Here is a 472-nt window from a genome sequence, read left to right as displayed (position 1 = left end):
CTGTTGTAGTCGCCAAGCAGCTCGCGCATTCTCAGCTTAATTTCATGAGCTGGTCTTGCTGGCGTTGGTACTGCTGCTTAATGGTGCGGTTATCGTCGCTGTCGGGGATCAACACCGGGGCAACATCGCAAAACAGGCCAAAAATGCACATCGGCGTTTTAAGTTCGCGGATGTAGGCTAAACAGGTAAAACGGTTCTTTAATAATCTGATAATAAAAGAAAAAATAGCTTAAAAAAGTATGACCGCACCAGAATCGTCCCTAAGATCCATTTGGATTAGCAAAATGTCACTTTGCCGAAATGGATAAAAAGCTCGAATATACAAAAATTATCGAGCGTTCTCATAGAGAGCCTATTTATATGAAGAAGAAAGCATCGAACAAAATGAATATATTACGCCTAATGTTGATCAATATAATGGCGGTGTTTGGAAGGCTACCGATAGTGTGAAGAACCTAAATGCCTTTTCAAA

At 40.9% G+C, this 472-nt stretch carries 1 protein-coding gene and 1 pseudogene; both read left to right on the top strand.

What is annotated here, in order from left to right; genetic code table 11:
* Positions 1-55 precede the first annotated feature (55 nt).
* Positions 56-181 (top strand): hypothetical protein, encoded by a 126-nt coding sequence (locus tag AAC147_RS03650; RefSeq protein WP_339955593.1) that lies wholly within the window; start codon positions 56-58, stop codon positions 179-181.
* Between the two features lie 187 nt (positions 182-368).
* Positions 369-472 (top strand): annotated as a pseudogene (locus AAC147_RS20035) (toxin C-terminal domain-containing protein); the annotation flags it as partial.

It is taken from the genome of Xenorhabdus sp. NBAII XenSa04 (genome assembly GCF_963866145.1).
Lineage (GTDB): Bacteria > Pseudomonadota > Gammaproteobacteria > Enterobacterales > Enterobacteriaceae > Xenorhabdus > Xenorhabdus indica.
Note: the sequence above shows the minus strand (reverse complement) of the source record. Positions and strands in the feature narration are given on the sequence as shown.